The 16,142-nt window shown below is 66.8% G+C and carries 13 protein-coding genes; 7 read left to right on the top strand and 6 right to left on the bottom strand.

The features are described from left to right. The first annotated feature begins 23 nt into the window (after positions 1 to 23). The 4 genes from ACPTTC_RS27275 to ACPTTC_RS27290 are packed head-to-tail and all read left to right on the top strand — an operon-like array spanning position 24 to position 4,718. Positions 24 to 791, top strand: coding sequence for an NTP transferase domain-containing protein (locus ACPTTC_RS27275; RefSeq protein ID WP_423394700.1), 768 nt, complete (start codon positions 24 to 26; stop codon positions 789 to 791). After that, positions 788 to 2,476, top strand: coding sequence for a phosphoenolpyruvate mutase (gene aepX / locus ACPTTC_RS27280; protein WP_423394701.1), 1,689 nt, complete (start codon positions 788 to 790; stop codon positions 2,474 to 2,476). Before ACPTTC_RS27275 ends, aepX begins: the two co-directional genes overlap by 4 nt. Next, the gene (gene aepY, locus ACPTTC_RS27285; RefSeq protein ID WP_423394702.1) at positions 2,473 to 3,654 is read left to right on the top strand and encodes a phosphonopyruvate decarboxylase; all 1,182 of its coding nucleotides are present in this window, start codon (positions 2,473 to 2,475) and stop codon (positions 3,652 to 3,654) included. The genes aepX and aepY overlap by 4 nt, the downstream gene beginning before the upstream one ends. Beyond that, on the top strand, positions 3,654 to 4,718 hold the full coding sequence (locus ACPTTC_RS27290; RefSeq protein ID WP_423394703.1) for a 2-aminoethylphosphonate aminotransferase: 1,065 nt from the start codon (positions 3,654 to 3,656) through the stop codon (positions 4,716 to 4,718). The genes aepY and ACPTTC_RS27290 overlap by 1 nt, the downstream gene beginning before the upstream one ends. 149 nt (positions 4,719 to 4,867) lie before the next feature. Here the strand turns inward: ACPTTC_RS27290 and ACPTTC_RS27295 are convergent, their stop codons facing one another. Further along, positions 4,868 to 5,899 carry an AraC family transcriptional regulator ligand-binding domain-containing protein gene (locus ACPTTC_RS27295; RefSeq protein WP_423394704.1) on the bottom strand — a complete coding sequence of 344 codons (1,032 nt, stop codon included), beginning with the start codon at positions 5,897 to 5,899 and terminating at the stop codon, positions 4,868 to 4,870. Between the two features lie 179 nt (positions 5,900 to 6,078). On the opposite strand from ACPTTC_RS27295, the gene fabF reads away from it, so the two are divergent. Together fabF and ACPTTC_RS27305 are read left to right on the top strand one after the other, a co-directional pair. Continuing rightward, positions 6,079 to 7,347, top strand: coding sequence for a beta-ketoacyl-ACP synthase II (gene fabF / locus ACPTTC_RS27300; protein WP_423394705.1), 1,269 nt, complete (start codon positions 6,079 to 6,081; stop codon positions 7,345 to 7,347). A 260-nt stretch (positions 7,348 to 7,607) separates the two neighbouring features. Beyond that, positions 7,608 to 8,432, top strand: coding sequence for a multidrug ABC transporter ATPase (locus ACPTTC_RS27305; RefSeq protein WP_423394706.1), 825 nt, complete (start codon positions 7,608 to 7,610; stop codon positions 8,430 to 8,432). Positions 8,433 to 8,480: 48 nt separating this feature from the next. Here ACPTTC_RS27305 and ACPTTC_RS27310 read toward each other — a convergent pair whose 3' ends face one another. Further along, complete coding sequence (locus ACPTTC_RS27310; RefSeq protein WP_423394707.1) at positions 8,481 to 9,632, bottom strand: acyltransferase family protein; 1,152 nt, start codon at positions 9,630 to 9,632, stop codon at positions 8,481 to 8,483. A gap of 320 nt (positions 9,633 to 9,952) precedes the next feature. Here ACPTTC_RS27310 and pip point away from each other — a divergent pair, with 320 nt between their 5' ends. Next, entirely contained in the window at positions 9,953 to 10,885 is a 933-nt protein-coding gene (gene pip, locus ACPTTC_RS27315) for a prolyl aminopeptidase (protein ID WP_423394708.1), read from the top strand. 10 nt (positions 10,886 to 10,895) lie between these two features. Here pip and ACPTTC_RS27320 read toward each other — a convergent pair whose 3' ends face one another. The 4 genes from ACPTTC_RS27320 to ACPTTC_RS27335 form a co-directional block, all read right to left on the bottom strand. Further along, a complete protein-coding gene (locus ACPTTC_RS27320) occupies positions 10,896 to 11,798 on the bottom strand; it encodes a hypothetical protein (RefSeq protein ID WP_423394709.1) in 903 nt (300 codons plus the stop codon). A gap of 83 nt (positions 11,799 to 11,881) precedes the next feature. Beyond that, complete coding sequence (locus ACPTTC_RS27325) at positions 11,882 to 12,154, bottom strand: hypothetical protein (RefSeq protein WP_069259665.1); 273 nt, start codon at positions 12,152 to 12,154, stop codon at positions 11,882 to 11,884. A 178-nt stretch (positions 12,155 to 12,332) separates the two neighbouring features. Further along, positions 12,333 to 13,367: a transglutaminase family protein gene (locus ACPTTC_RS27330; protein WP_423394710.1), complete on the bottom strand. Its 1,035-nt coding sequence runs from the start codon at positions 13,365 to 13,367 to the stop codon at positions 12,333 to 12,335. Then, on the bottom strand, positions 13,361 to 16,009 hold the full coding sequence (locus ACPTTC_RS27335; protein ID WP_423394711.1) for a circularly permuted type 2 ATP-grasp protein: 2,649 nt from the start codon (positions 16,007 to 16,009) through the stop codon (positions 13,361 to 13,363). Before ACPTTC_RS27335 ends, ACPTTC_RS27330 begins: the two co-directional genes overlap by 7 nt. Positions 16,010 to 16,142: the final 133 nt, after the last annotated feature.

Consider the following 16,142-nt stretch of genomic DNA (forward strand, 5'->3'; position numbering starts at 1 on the left):
CCGGCTTTTTGGTTGGAGAACCCATGCGAGCCATCATTCTTGCGGCAGGCCTCGGCTTGCGCCTGCAACAACCGCCCGAGGCGCAGTTCCCGAAGTGCCTGCTGCGCTTCGACGACGTTTCGCTGCTCGAGCGCCATCTGCGCGTGCTCGACGCCGCAGGCGTCGACGAGATCGTGCTCGGGCTGGGCTTCCAGTCCGGGAAGGTCGAGCAGGAATTGAAGCGCCTCGGCCGCCAGGCCGAGATCGTGATCAACGAGCGCTACGACCTCGGCAGCGTGCTGACCGTGCATACCGTCGCCGATGCGATGACGCGCGGCGGCGACGTCCTGCTGATGGACGCCGACGTGCTGTATGACGAGAACATCCTGCACGCGCTGGTGGCCGATGCCGACAAGGCGGTCGACCGCCTGCTGATCGACCGCGACTTCGAGGCCGGCGACGAACCCGTCAAGCTGTGCCTGAAGAACGGCGTGCCGGTCGAACTGCGCAAGCAGCTCGCGGTCGACCTCGACTACGACACGATCGGCGAATCGGTCGGCTTCTTCCGCTTCACCGAAGGCACCGCGCGCCGCCTCGCGGCGATCGTCGCGGGCTACGTCGACAGCGGCCGCGCGAACATGCCGCACGAGGAAGCCGTGCGCGACCTGCTGCTCGAAGGCGGTCATTCGTTCGACGTCGCCGACGTCACCGGCTCGCCGTGGATCGAGATCGACTTCCCGAACGACGTCGCTCGCGCCACGCAAGAAATCCTCCCCCTGATTCAACGCACCACTGCAGGAGTCGCACGATGAACGCACGCGAACCCAATTTCACCGAATCGCGCAGCGCGCGCCTGCGTCGCATGCTCGTCAGCAGCGACCTCGAATTCCTGATGGAAGCGCACAACGGCCTGTCCGCACGGATCGTCCGCGAAGCCGGCTTCAAGGGCATCTGGGCGTCGGGCCTCGCGATTTCCGCGCAATTCGGCGTGCGCGACAACAACGAAGCCAGCTGGACCCAGGTCGTCGACGTGCTGGAATTCATGGCCGACGCGAGCGACCTGCCGATCCTGCTCGACGGCGACACCGGCTACGGCAACTTCAACAACGTGCGCCGCCTCGTGAAGAAGCTCGAGCAGCGCGGCATCGCGGGCGTCTGCATCGAGGACAAGCAGTTTCCGAAGACGAACAGCTTCATCGACGGCGAACGCCAGCCGCTCGCCGAGATCGACGAGTTCTGCGGCAAGATCAAGGCCGGCAAGGATTCGCAGACCGATCCCGACTTCTCGATCGTCGCGCGCGTCGAAGCGCTGATCGCGGGCTGGGGGATGGACGAGGCGCTGCGCCGCGCGAACGCGTACGCGGAAGCCGGAGCCGACGCGATCCTGATCCACAGCAAGCTGTCGCGCCCGGACGAGATCCTGCAGTTCGCGCGCGAATGGAGCGGCAAGGCGCCGCTCGTGATCGTGCCGACCAAGTACTACAGCACGCCGACCGACGTATTCCGTCAGGCCGGCATCAGCACCGTGATCTGGGCGAACCACCTGATCCGCGCATCGGCATCCGCGATGCAGGCGACCGCACGCGAAATCCACGAGAACGAAACGCTGATCAACGTCGAAGACCGCGTCGCATCGGTCAACGAGATCTTCCGCCTGCAGGACGCCGACGAATACTCGGCGGCCGAGCGCATCTACCTGTCGTCGTCGTCGCGCGCGTCGAATGCGGCGATCGTGCTCGCCGCGAGCCGCGGCAAGGGCCTCGAAGCCGTGACCGAAGACAAACCCAAGGTCATGCTGCCGGTCGCCGGCAAGCCGCTGCTGCGCTGGCTCGTCGACGGCTTGAAGAAACACGGCGTGAACGACATCACCGTGGTCGGCGGCTATCGTGCCGACGCGATCGACACGTCGGGCATCAAGCTCGTCGTCAACGAACGCCACGCGCAGACGGGCGAACTCGCGTCGCTCGCATGCGCGGCCGAACGCCTGACCGGCGACACCGTGATCTCGTACGGCGACCTGCTGTTCCGCAGCTACATCCTGCGCGACCTCGCGGAGAGCGAGGCCGAGTTCAGCGTGGTGGTCGATTCGTCGCTGACCGAGCCGACCAACCAGAGCGTGCGCGATTTCGCACTCTGCACGGCCGAGGACGATCGCGGCCTGTTCGGCCAGAAAACCTATCTGCAGCGTGTGTCGAGCGACGTCGCCGCAGGCACGCCGCACGGCCGCTGGATCGGCCTGCTGAACGTGCGCGGCGCCGGTGTCGACCGCCTGAAGGCGACGCTCGCGACGCTGCAGGCGCGCGACGATTTCGACACGCTCGACATCCCCACGCTGCTCAACGAACTGATCGCCGCCGGCGAGAAGATCGAGGTGCAGTACGTGCATGGCCACTGGCGCGGCGTCAACGATCTCGAGGACTTCCGCCGCGCGGGCGACTTCGCGCACGGCCAGACGCCGCTGTCCGAACCGGGCACCGCCAACGGGGGCGCGCAATGATCGAAGCGGCCCAGTTCGTCGAGGCCGCGCGCGCGCGCGGTTTCGACTGGTACGCGGGCGTGCCCTGCTCGTACCTGACGCCGTTCATCAATTACGTGCTGCAGGACCCGACGCTGAATTACGTGTCGGCCGCGAACGAAGGCGACGCGGTCGCGCTGATCGCGGGCGCGACGCTCGGCGGCAAGCGCGGCATCGCGATGATGCAGAACTCGGGGCTCGGCAACGCGGTGAGCCCGCTCACGTCGCTCACGTGGACGTTCCGCCTGCCGCAGTTGCTGATCGTCACGTGGCGCGGCCAGCCGGGCGTGGCCGACGAGCCGCAGCACGCGCTGATGGGCCCGATCACGCCGGCGATGCTCGACACGATGGAGATTCCGTGGGAGACGTTCCCGACCGACCCGGAACAGGTCGGCCCGGCACTCGACCGCGCGATCGCGCACATGGACGCGACGGGCCGCCCGTACGCGCTCGTGATGCAGAAAGGCAGCGTCGCGCCGTATGAACTGAAAGCGAGCCCGGCGGCGAAGCCGCGCGCGCATGTCGCGGCGCAAGCGTCGTCGCGCGCCGCGTCGGCCGACGCCTGGCCGACCCGCCAGGACGCGCTGCAGCGCGTGATCGCGCACACGCCGGTCGATTCGACGGTCGTGCTCGCATCGACCGGCTTCTGCGGCCGCGAACTCTACGCGATCGACGATCGCCCGAACCAGCTGTACATGGTCGGCTCGATGGGCTGCGTGACGCCGCTCGCGCTCGGCCTCGCGCTCGCGCGCCCCGACCTGCGTGTCGTCGCGATCGACGGCGACGGCGCCGCACTGATGCGCATGGGCGTGTTCGCGACGTTCGGCACCTACGGCCCGGCGAACCTGACGCACGTGCTGCTCGACAACGGCGCGCACGAATCGACGGGCGGCCAGGCAACGGTGTCGCAGCATGTGTCGTTCGCGGGCGTCGCGGCCGCATGCGGTTACGCGTCGGCGGTCGAAGGCGACACGCTCGACGTGCTCGATGCGACGCTGGCGGCGCCGGGCGATGGAGTGCAGTTCGTTCGTCTCGCGATCCGTACCGGCGTGCCCGACGGCCTGCCCCGCCCGACCGTGACGCCGGTCGAGGTCAAGACTCGTCTGATGCGGCACATCGGCGCCGCGCAGACCGAAGCCCACGTTGAAGGAGCCCATTGATGCTGCTGCTGAACCCCGGCCCGGTCACGCTCACCGAACGCGTGCGCCGCAGCCTGCTGCAACCCGACCTGTGCCATCGCGAAAGCGAATTCTTCGATCTGCAGGATGAGGCGCGGGCGCGTCTCGTCGCCGCGTACGAGCTTGATCCGGCCGAGTGGACGGCGGTGCTGATGACCGGTTCGGGTACGGCTGCCGTCGAGAGCATGATCGCGGCGCTCGTGCCGAAGGACGGCAAGCTGCTCGTGATCGAGAACGGCGTGTATGGCGAGCGGATTACGCAGATCGCGACGCAATATGGCATCGCGCATGACGTGCTGAAGCATGAGTGGATGCAGGCGCCCGATCTCGCGCAGATCGGTGCACGACTCGATGCGGGTGGGTACTCGCATGTTGCGGTGATTCATCATGAAACGACGACGGGTCGCTTGAACGATCTCGGCGCGATCGCGGAAGTCTGCCGCTCGCGCGGCGTGAAAATGCTCGTCGATGGTGTGAGCAGCTTCGGCGCGGAAGCGATCGATTTTGCTGGCGGCGATATCGATGCGGTTGCTGCCACCGCGAACAAGTGCCTGCACGGCGTGCCGGGTGCAGCGTTCGTGATCGTGCGTCGCAGCGCGCTCGCGAAGGCGGCAAGCCGCACGTATTACCTCGACCTCGGCCGTCTCGCGAAGCTGCAGGATCAGCGGAACACGCCGTTTACGCCGTCCGTGCATGCCTATTACGCGCTTGTCGAGGCGCTGCGAGAGTTTGACGAGGCCGGTGGCTGGCGTGCGCGGCATGCGCATTACAAGGCGCTGGCTGATCAGGCGCAAGCCGGGCTGGCTGCGCGCGGGATGCCGCTGGTACTGCCGGAAGGTGAATCGTCGGTTGTGTTGCGTGCGTACCGGTTGCCGCAAGGTGTGACGTACGAGACGCTGCACGACGGGCTGAAGGCGCGTGGCTTCGTGATCTACGCGGGGCAAGGCGGGTTGTCGAAGGAGCTGTTCCGCATCTCGACGATGGGCGCGATCCAGGCGGCTGACGTCGATCGGTTGCTGGAGGAGTTCACGGCACTGACGCGGTAAGCGTTCGCCCGCCCCTTCCGTTGTCGAAGAAAGGCCCGCAAGGGCCTTTTTTATTCTTCGCGGCCTTCTCGAAAACACGGGCCCCGGTTGTCGGCGTTCGGCCATCGCCGGCCATGCGACACGCGCTGTCGAGTCCCGACGCCTTCTCATCACTCATCTCGACGCGTATCCTTGCGATAATCCGTAGGACTACTTCCGGTCCAGTGTTTGAACGCACGACAAAAACCGGTGGCGTCGGAAAAACCAAGATCAAATGCCAGCACTGCCACACTGGTGTTCGAGTTTGTCAGGCGATCGACCGCGATATCCCGTCGCAGCCCGTCTTTCACCTGCTGGAAATGGGTGCCTTCTTCCGCAAATCTACGATTGAGCGTGCGTACAGACGTATGCAACGCCTGCGCGAGCGCCTGTATCGTCAGCGGCTGCGCGATATTCCGTTCGAGATGCTCACGTGTTTTGGCAACAATCGAACCGTGATGAAACACGCTGAAGGTCCAGGCTCCAGGAGCGGCGTTAAGGAACGCCCATAGTTCGTGCTTTTCGCGTTTGAACGGCTCGGCGCAATCCTGGTACGAGAAATGGATGCTCGTCATCCCGGCATCGAACTGCACCGCCCCGGGAAACAGGAATGCATAGTCTTCCACGTACCTGGGCCTGGCGAAACTGAACTCGACCCGTTGCAGCGCAAGCTCCCTGCCCAGAAGCCAGGACGCTATACCGTGAGCCAGCTTCATCATCAACTCATGTCCGAGGGGCGTAACCTGCGTGCCAGGCGTGCGCTCCACCAGCGCCAGCCGCACCCGCTCGTTCTTCGTCGAGATCTGCAACCGGTAGTCATCCAGCAGCAAATTCCAGAAACGAACAAAACGATTGAACGCGACCAATACCGTTGGCGCGTCCAGCAGGCTGAGCATCAGGTACTTCAACGTGCCGCCCCTGATCGGCCTGGACCATAGCCCCAGCATCTCGTCATCGAGCGACGCCGCGACCGTCCGATACAACGCGACGTACTGCTGCCGAGTGATGCGTGCATCGGGTTGATTGAGAAGAGACAGCGGGATGGCGGCGCTCGCGAGGACCTGTGCCGTCGCGTCTTCTCCGTGACGCGTGCGAACGGCACGCAACATCCCGTGCAGGAAGTGCGCCGACACAGTGAGAGGACGTTGGCGGGACAGATTCATGATTGGATCATTATGGCGCACTTTGCATATTAATTGGCGCGATGTGCGAATTCCCAACCCGCCCCATCCCTATACTGACGCGCTATCTTCGTGATTTCTGAACTTCGTGAGAGGTGTCGGATGGCGCATTGCGCCAATTTCCGGCGGCCTGTCTTCATCAGTCAAAAGAGGAGCACCGTTTGAATACGAGACGCATTGTCGTGACTGGCATGGGTATGGTTTCGCCATTGGGATGCGGAGTCGAATCCGTATGGAGCCGCCTCCTGAAGGGTCATTCGGGCGTGGTCGGCTTGCCCGGCGATGTCACGGACGGCATTGCGTCGAAGGTCGGTGGCGTCGTGCCCATGCAGACGCCTGACTGTCCATGGGGATTCGATCCTTCTCTCGCGGCGGAACCCAAGGACCAGAAGAAGATGGACCGGTTCAGCCTGTTTGCGCTGGGCGCCGCGCAAGAGGCCTTGCATCAATCCGGGTGGCGACCTGAAACCGAAAGCGCTCGCGAAAGAACCGCAACCATCGTAGCGTCCGGCGTGGGCGGGTTCGGTGCCATTGCAGAGGCCGTCAGGATCACTGACGACCGCGGGCCAAGACGGCTGTCTCCCTTCACCGTACCCAGCTTCCTGGCCAACATGGCCGCTGGCCACATCTCCATCCGCCACGGCCTTCGCGGCCCCCTGGGCGCACCGGTTACGGCCTGTGCCGCCAGCGCCCAGGCAATTGGCGACGCAGCACGCCTGATCCGGGCGGGCGAAGCCGACATTGCCGTGTGCGGCGGCGCGGAGGCCTGCATCGATCGCGTCAGCCTGGGGTCATTCGCCGCGGCAAGAACCCTGTCCACGGGCTTCAACGATCATCCGGCGCGGGCATCCCGCCCGTTCGATGCCGGGCGAGACGGCTTCGTCATGGGAGAAGGCGCCGGCATGCTCGTCATAGAAGAGCTCGAACACGCGCTGCGGCGAGGCGCCACCCCCATCGCCGAAGTACTCGGTTATGGCACGAGCGCCGATGCATACCATATGACGTCGCCGCCCGAGGACGGTGCCGGGGGACGACGCGCGATGGAACTCGCCCTCCGGCAGGCGAATCTCGAACCTGAGCTGATCGGGCATTTGAACGCCCATGCGACGTCCACACCCGTCGGCGACATCAGCGAACTGGCGGCCATCAAGACTGTATTTGGAACGGGTCGCGGTCCTGCCGTATCCGCCACCAAGGCGTCGACAGGACATTTGCTCGAGGCTGCCGGCGGCGTGGAAGCGATTTTCACCATCCTTGCGCTACGCGACCAGCTCGCGCCTCCCACGCTGAACCTGACCCAGCCGGACCCGGCAGCGGAAGGCATCGACATTGTCGCCGGATCGGCCCGCCGAATATCGACGGAATATGCGATCTCCAACGGCTTTGGCTTCGGCGGTGTCAACGCCAGCCTGGTATTCCGTCGACTTTGATCCGGCTTCGAGCCGAAGGAAACGCTCGAACACCGGCCCCGGCGCCATCATCTGCGACGGACGCGACGGGCTGCAGGTTCGGCGCGCGTCCGTCCGCGTTTGCCGAATGAAATCGGGGCCGCGTCGCTCCCGTGAAGCGGGTCCGATGCCGGTGGCGGTACAGAGGCGGTCAAGCACTGCGACGATCTTTCCGCGTGCTGAGGTACGCTTCGGGTCGGCAAGCAACATCCACGACAACCCGTGAAGAACCTGTTCCCATCGTGACCACAAGCATCCTCCGCTTCGTACCGCTGCTGGCGCTCGTCGCCGCCCCCGCCGTTCACGCGACCGACAATCAGCCTTGCGGCGACGATACCGTCACCGCCGTCGCCCGCTGGGCCGGTATCGCAAGCGCCCGCATCGCCTCACGCGACACGAACCGGCTCGTCGTCGCGGCGGCGTGCAAGGTCATGCCGAATGCGCCCGGAACGACGATTGCGGCCGTCGCGTTCGATTCGCTTCCCAACAGCCAGAACCCGAACGAAAGCAGCAAGCTGCAGGTCGTCGCGCTCGTCGAGGGCGGCAAGGTCGCGGCGGCCGAAAAGTCGGTGGTCCAAGAGGATGCGGCGATACAGATCGGCGAGAACAGCTATCGCATCGATACAGCGCCGTACCGGCTATCGCCCGATGTGCGGGCGTTCGGCGTCGTGTTTAGCAGCACCGCGCACGGACCGAGCTGCCCTGATGCCTACATGGAGAACGAACTGACCCTGTGGATTCGCGACGGCGCTCGCATCCGCCCCGTGTTTGGTACCAATCTCAATGGCTGGGTCGCCACCACAGGCACCGCGTGCGGCCCCGATACCAGCGACCTGCGCAGCGAGTCCGCCCGCATGACGATTGCTGTCGAGAAAACGTCGCACAACGGCTTTGCGGACCTGTCGATTACGGCACACGTGAAAAACGCGGAAAGCAACGACGATAAACAACCGGACGCGGGGAAACGCACCGTGCGCACGGTCGTCAAATACGACGGCAAATCATACGGGAGCGATATGTACCGGGACTTCTGGTATTCGCCTGCCTCGAAGAAGCGATTCAAATGACGGTAAGCGGGCCGCAGTAACACCACCCCGCCCGCCTACTCCGCCTGCCTACTCCGCCACCTTCGCTCCGATCGCCTCGCCCGACGCCGGCATCCGCCGCGCGTCGTCACGCACACGCCGCATCTCGCGCGCCGCATAGCGATCCTTCAACCGCAGGAACGGCTTCTCGACGAGGAAATAGCTGGCCGTTGCGGCCAGCAACGCCCACACGATGCCGAGCGGAAACGCATGCGGAACCTGCAGATCCGGATTTGCAAACGGCTGCTGCCAAAGATAAAGACTGAACGAGATCGTGCCGACGAACACAACCGGCCGGGCACGCAACCATCGCGCGCACCAGAACTCGCTACGGAAATTCAGCACGACGATCACGATCGCGATCAGCGCGGCTTCGAGCGTCACGCCGTACGTCGCATTCCAGAACCCGCCGAGCCGATGTTCGGCGAGCGGCATGCCGATCAGCACGATCAGGATGATCGCGGTGGCGATGCGCGCCTCGCCACGCCAGGTACGAATCCACGCTTCGAGCCGTTCGCGGTTGAGCGACGCGTAACAGCCGATCAGAATCGAATCGACGCCCGTGTGAAGCATCATCGCGAGCTGCCCGCGCAGCGCGGGCGCACTGAAATACGTCGCCGCGCGCACCAGCGGCACGATCAAGATCAACGCGGCCAGCCAGCGCGTACCGCCGCGACGCATCCCGTATACGAACAGCAGCGGCCAGAACCAGTAGAACTGTTCCTCGAGCGCGAGCGACCAGAAATGGCCGAGATACCACGCACCGTCCGGATGCAGCGTGTTGTCGGCAGTCAGCCCGAACCACGCCGAGTAATTCCACAGATGCAGCGCCGCATACAGCCACTGCCGGCGGTCGACGTCGAACCAGCCGGTGAAGGCCACGATCGCGACCGCCGCGAGATACACGTAGCAGGCCGGCCAGATCCGCAGCGCGCGACGCACGTAGAACGACGTCAGCGCGATGCCGCCCGTGCGCGCGAACTCGGCGCGCAATACGTTGGTGATCAGGAAGCCGCTAAGGACGAAGAAGATCAGCACGCCGAGCCGGCCGTCGGCGATCAGCCGCAACGGCGCGTACCAACCCGTATAGCCGCCGGGCAGCACGTGCTCGGCGTGTCCGACCACGACCATCGCGACCGCGACGGCGCGCAACCCGGTCAATTGCGTGACGCGATGGTTCATCGGCTGGTTTCCGTTGGCACGGTGGATGGGCGGCAGACCGGCGCCCCGCTTCGGCACGCCGATATGCCGCCGGGATTTTGTATGAAAAATATCGGAATGAAATTGCTTCAAAAATCCCCGGGCCCGCACCGGCGGCCGCGCACGCCGCAACGAGCCGGCGTCCCGGGCGGCGAATGGGCATAATGACAAGCCTTGTCCGGCGGCGGCCGGCCCGGTGCCAACACAACGTTTCTTGCGGCGGCGCAATATCCGTCGCCCCCCGTTCGCACACCGGCCCGCGCGTCGTCCGCCTCCTGTCGACCCTTACCCGGAGCCTGCCTGTGTACCCACCGATCGAACCCTACGCCCACGGCCATCTCGACACCGGCGACGGCCACCGCATTTACTGGGAGCGCTGCGGCAACCCGGCCGGCAAGCCCGCCGTGTTCCTGCACGGCGGCCCCGGCGCCGGCTGCAGCCCCGACCATCGCCGCCTGTTCGATCCGGAGCGCTACGACATCCTGCTGTTCGACCAGCGCGGCTGCGGGCGCTCGACGCCGCACGCCAGCCTCGAGAACAACACGACGTGGCACCTGGTCGCCGATATCGAGCGCCTGCGCGAGATGGTCGGCGCTGAAAAGTGGCTCGTGTTCGGCGGATCGTGGGGCAGCGCACTGTCGATCGCGTACGCGGAAACGCATCCCGAGCGCGTGAGCGCGCTGGTCGTGCGCGGCATCTTCACGATGCGTCGCGCGGAATTGCTGTGGTACTACCAGGAAGGCGCATCGTGGCTGTTCCCCGATCTGTGGGAAGAATTCGTTGCACCGATTCCGGAAGCCGAGCGCGGCGACCTGATGGCCGCCTACCATCGCCGGCTGACCGGCCACGACGAAGCCGCGAAGCTCGAAGCCGCGCGCGCGTGGAGCATCTGGGAAGGCCGCACGATCACGCTGCTGCCCGACCCCAAACTCGCCGCACACTTCGGGGACGGCCACTACGCACTCGCGTTCGCGCGGATCGAGAATCACTACTTCGTGAACCACGGCTTCGTCGAGGAAGGCCAGCTGCTGCGCGACGCGCATCGCCTGGCCGGCATCCCGGGCGTGATCGTGCAGGGTCGCTATGACATCGCGACACCCGCGCGTACCGCATGGGATTTGTCGAAGGCATGGCCGGATGCGACGTTCGAGATCGTGCCGGGCGCGGGGCATGCGTACAACGAGCCGGGGATCCTGGAAGCGCTGATCGCGGCAACGGACCGGTTCGCGGACTAGCCGCGCGACGTCAGGAACTCGTTTCCCCGCGCGCCGGATCCGCAGGCGCGTCGGGGTTCGCCGCCAGCTCCCAGTCGCTACGCTTCGGCGGCTTCGTCACGCGAATCAGCACCAGCGCAACACAGAACGTAACGGCCACGTAGACCATGATCGGCTGCCACGGAATGGCAACGGCCGTGCGTTGATATTCCTGCGGCATATGGCGAACCAGCGGCGTCGCGGTCGACACGTAGCCCGCCAGCATGCCCAGCATCGCGATCGCAGCCGTCATCAGCGCGATGCCGCAGTTCCACATGCGCCGCCCGCGCGGCGCGATGGCGGTGCCCAGAACCAGCAGGACGGCCGCCGCCTGCAGCAGGTTCTTCGGCCGGATATTCGGAATGATGTAGGCGAAAGCGCCGGTGTGGGCCGCCGCGTACGATATCGCCCAGTAATACAGTGCCGACGCCGCGGCCAGCAGACCGAAAGACACGAAGCGCCGCACCGTCGAACCCGGCGTGACCTGCCGCAGGCTCAGGTAATCGTTGCCGAGCCGGTTGTACATCAGCGCGAATCCGACGATGCCGAACGGCAACGCGACGAGCACCGGGACCCATGTCGATAACAGGAGCCACACGACACACGATATGCCCCAGGTCGCCAGCGCGAGCGTGCGTCCCCAGCGACGACGCAACGCAAGTGCGACGTGACTGACCAGCCCCGCAATCGCCGACACGAACAATGCGCCCTGCAACACCCGGAACTGCCACGACCACGCCGAAAACGCAATCAGCGATCGTTCGTGCTGGACAAACAGCACGAACGGGACGAACTTCAGCAGTGACGTGATGTTTTGCAGGATGCCTTGATACGCGATCACGCGAATCGTCGTATAGCGGCGGGATGCGGGAATGGCAGCGCCTGTCGTGAGCATGAGGCATGCGTCAAAGAGTCGGTCGGACCGAGAGCATACTCCTCGATCCGGTCAGCCGCGCCGCCCGTGTGCCACGTGTGTCGTCACAGAGCCGCTTCGACGATCGCCTTGCCGCTGATCGCCCGCTCGACGAGCTGCTCGTCGCCGACCTTGCGGATCGCGTCGTCGAGCAGCCCTTCCGGCGCTTCGGTCGCCACCTTCAGCAAGCCCGACAGGCCGCGTGCGTCGAGCACCACCAGCGTCTCCATCGAATCCGCGCGGCTCACGAGCACACGGCGCCACGCCGGCCCCGCGCCGAAGCTCGCGCAGAGCGGAATCGTCTCGCTGCCGAGTGTGTAGTCGAAGGTCTTGATCATGATCCGCCGCCGTTGCATGGGAATGACGATGCGCGACGGTGCGGCGCCGTGACGTCGACGCACCCGCGCGTGCCGCCGGCGCCCCGGATCGAGCCCGATCCGTTCGCCGGCATGACCATGCTAGGCGTGCAGTATTAACGAAGACTTAAACGGCATGCGCGCAGGTACGCGGCATGCGTCACGGCGCGTCGAGCGGCTCCACCGTCACGCCGACCTTCAGCTCCTGATCCGCGCCACCGCCGCGAATCACGCCGCGCAGCGGCGTCACGTCCGCATAGTCGCGGCCGATCGACAGCATCACGTAGTCGTCGCCCGGCGCACGATCGTTGGTCGGGTCGAGCTGCAGCCAGCCATTGTCCTCGGGCCACGCCGGGTCGTACACCTCGACCCATGCATGCGACGCGTCGGCGCCGATCAAGCGCGGCTGCCCGGGCGGCGGCTGCGTAAGCAGGTAGCCGCTCACGTAACGCGCGGCCAGCCCGAGCGAGCGCAGCGCGCCGATCATCACGTGCGCGAAATCCTGGCACACGCCCTTGCGCAAGCGCAGCGCATCGAGCGCCGACGTCGTGATGTCGGTGCTGTTCGGCGTATACGCAAAATCGGCATGCACACGCCGCATCAGCTCCCACGCGGCCTGCACGAGCGGCCGGTGCGGCGTGAAGCTCGAAGCCGCATACGCGGCGAGTTCGGGATCGCACGCGACATGCGGCGACGTAAACACGAATTCGCTCGCCGCGTCGTAGGGTTGCCCTGCGCGAAATCGCAAGCGGTCGCGCACGGCTTCCCACGCCATCGCCCGTTTCCCGTCGGGATTCGCGATGGCGGGCGGCGGCTCGCCGCGCGCACCGCGCGACCAGACGGGCGGCGTCACGCGTACCGTGCTGCGGCTGCGCACGAGCAGCGCATCGTGCGGCTGGTTCAACGCAAACGACGCGCGCGCGTTGCCGAATGCATCGACCTCGGTCCCGACCGATTCCGGCGCGGGATCGATGTCGAGCGCGAACGACAGCACCTGCTGGCGCGGCGTGACGAGCGGCTGCAGGCGCGCCTGGTGCTGCGCCGATTCGACGCGCGCCGCGTAACGGTATTCGGTGTCGTGCGTGACGCGCAGCAACCGGCCGGGAGCAACGGCGGCCGGTGCGGCCGGTGACGCCGCCTGCCGTGCATTGCCGGAGCCCGGCGGCACTTTAGCCGCGCCTTTCGTCGTCACCATAACGTCCTGCCCGCCTCGCGCACGTGGCTGAAATAGCGCTCGCCGATCCGGTTCGACAATTCCCAGACCGCCTTCACCGTCGTGTCGAGCGCATCGAGCAGCTTGTCGTGCCGGCCGCCTTCGGCGGTCTCGCACAGCTCGTGCAGCGACCACGCGGGGACATCGGGAATCGTCTCGGCCAGCTCGGACAGCGCATAGCCTTCGCTTCGCTCGACCTTCGTCAGCCGGCCGCGCAGCGCCTGCACGACCCAGCCGAGCGACCGCGGGTTGTCGGTATCGAGCACGACGAGCGACAACAGCGGCGCAACGTCGAAGCCGCGCTGAAACCGCGAACGGAACGTGATCGTGCTGTCGAACAGCTCCAGCACGAGCTCGAAACCGTCCTGCCGGTGCACCGCGCCTTCGTCGAACGCCACCTTCAGCACGCTGCACAGGAAGTCCAGCCGGTCGATCTGCCGGCCGATCGACAGCAACCGCCAGCCGTCGTCGCGCGTCATGTTGTCGGTCTGCGCGCCCGTGATCGCGCCGAGCAGCAGCCCGAGACGCTCCAGCAATTGCAGCGCCTCGTTGCCGATCTGCTCCTCGGCTTCCGGTTGGCCCGCGCTGTCCGCGAACAGCTGGGTCGCGTCGTCGATCAAGCGCCACTGATCGCTCGACAGCCGTTCGCGGATCGCGGCGGCCGCGCCACGCATCCCGAACAGGCAGGACGCAATGCCCGACGTGCGATCCGTGCCGCGCGTCAGCGACGTCGCGAGCGTGTGCTGGAACGCACGCGGCGCATCGACGGCGTTCGGCGCATCGGCCGCGATCAGGCCCGTGTCGCGGCACAACGTGTCGAGCAGTTCCAGGTGCGCGGGGCTGTCGACGTCGTCCTCGCCTCGCAGCCGTTCGAGCGCGGCGCGCGCGAGGCGCATCAGGTTGGTTGCGCGCTCGGTATACCGGCCGAGCCAGAACAGGTTTTCGGCCGCGCGGCTCGCGATCGCGCGCGGGCGCTCGACGAGGTCGTCGGGGCCGAGGTGCGTCTGCAGCAGCGTCGTCGAATCGACGATGCCTTCGGTCATCACCCACGTGTCGACGGTACTGCCGCCGCGGGGCATCGGCGCGTTGAACAGCGTGTCGCGCGTACCGACCCGCGACAGCCCGCCCGGCAGGAGCCGCCAGCGCTTCGCGCCGTCGGCGAGCGCGAAGACGCGCAGCAACACCGGCTTCGGCACGATGCGCGCGCCGCCGTTGCCGTCGAGCGCGTCCTGGCCCGGCCAGGTCGGCGCCTGCGACAGCGGCAGGTCGGCCTGCACCGTGTAGTGCTCGGACCGCGCGAGAATCCGCGCGCGCCACTCGGCCAGTTGCGCCTGGGTGAGCCGCGCGCCGATCACCGGCTCGAACGGGCCGCCGGCCTGCACGTCGGGTGGATAGGACGCCTTCACGATACCGCGCGCGAGCTGCGGGAGTGCGTCGTCGCACGCGGCCGCCTCACCGCACCACCACGAATGCACGGCCGGCAGCGTCAGCGTTTCGCCGAGCAGCCCTTCCGCCAGACGCGGCATGAAGCCGAGCATCGCCGGCGATTCGAGGAAGCCCGAGCCCGGCGCATTCGCGAGCAGCACGTTACCCGCGCGCACGGCCTGCAGCAGCCCCGGCACGCCGAGCATCGAATCGGGCCGCAGTTCGAGCGGATCGAGCCACGCGTCGTCGACGCGCCGCAGGATGCCGTGCACGGGTTCGAGCCCGCGCAGCGTCTTCAGGAATACGCGGTTGTCGCGTGCGGTCAGGTCGCCGCCCTCGACGAGCGTGAGGCCGAGGTAGCGCGCGAGATAGGCGTGTTCGAAATACGTCGCGCTGTGCGGCCCCGGTGTGAGCAGCACGATCCGCGAATTCTTGCGGGCCGGGCTGAGCGCCTGCATGCTCTGCAGCAGCGCGCGGTACGCGGACGCGAGCCGCTGCACGCGCAGCCCGCGAAACCCGCTCGGAAAGAGCCGCGACACGATCAGCCGGTTTTCGAGAAGGTAGCCGAGGCCGGCCGCGCCCTGCGTGTGTTGCGCGACGATCCGCCACTGCCCGTCCGGGCCGCGCGCGAGATCGAACGCGACGACGTGCAGCCAGGTATCGCCCGGCACGCGTGCACCGCGCATCGCGCGCAGGTAGCCCGGATGCCCGGTGACGAGCGCGGGCGGCAGCAGCCCGCGTTCGAGGATCGTCTGCGGGCCATACAGGTCGGCCAGCGTCGCGTTCAGCAATCGCACGCGCTGCAGCACGCCGCGCTCGATCGCGATCCAGTCCTCGGGCGTGACGATCAGCGGCAGCAGGTCGAGCGACCACGGGCCGGCCGCGCCGTCGCCGGCGCGCTGCTCGTGCAGTTGATAGAACAGGCCGTTCTCGCGCATGCGCCGGTGCAGCGCGTCGGCGCGGCGATCGAGGTCGGCCACGCCGTCGCTGCCGATCGACGTGAAGAAGCTGCGCCACGCGGGCGCGAGCGCAGGCGCGTTCAGGCCCGCCGCGCTGCCGCGCAGTTCGTCGTAGCGGCCGGCGGCGGCCGGCGCCGCGAGCGCGGCGGCCAGTTCGGCGGCGTCCGGCTGCGCGCCGGTATCGAAAAGCGTGGGGATCGCGTCGGGGGCGGCGAGATGATCTGTGTCTATGGGCGGCACGGTGTCGTTCCGTCGTCAGGGCCCGGCCGCGCGCGCGCGCCGCCACCCAGGCGGCGGGCCGCGGCGCGCGGCCGCAATCTGCCCGCATCCTAGCATTCCGGCGGGGCCGCCAGCGACCGGAGCCGCCGGGTAC

Origin of the sequence: Burkholderia mycopellens (genome assembly GCF_964265025.1) — a bacterium.
GTDB lineage: Bacteria > Pseudomonadota > Gammaproteobacteria > Burkholderiales > Burkholderiaceae > Burkholderia.